At 43.6% G+C, this 273-nt stretch carries 1 protein-coding gene; it reads right to left on the reverse strand.

Going from position 1 to position 273, the window contains the following annotated elements; genetic code table 11:
- Window positions 1-273 (reverse strand): hypothetical protein (locus tag PZC42_RS24640; RefSeq protein WP_277214138.1); only part of this gene is annotated, 273 nt, incomplete at both ends.

A 273-nucleotide genomic window follows, 5' to 3' on the forward strand; every position in this document is an offset into this window, starting at 1 on the left:
TACCAACCTCCTTGTACAAGTTTTCAAGTTGTTCCTTAGCCTGTGGGAAATTGTTCGAACACCATTGCCTCAGGGTGAAAATGTTGTCTGTCCATCTGTTTGCCGATGCATGGGCAACTGCAATTGCTTCCTTCATTGCTTCAAAGGCAGCCGGATAATTATCTCTATACTTTGCCAACTCATCCTTCAATTCATTATGCTTTTGCTCAATGGCTTTTAGATCTGCAATGGCCTCCACTCTTTCATCAGATTCCTCTCGCCCCTTCTTTAGCT

It is taken from the genome of Isoptericola croceus, assembly GCF_029382255.1.
In the GTDB taxonomy this organism is placed as follows: domain Bacteria; phylum Actinomycetota; class Actinomycetes; order Actinomycetales; family Cellulomonadaceae; genus Isoptericola; species Isoptericola croceus.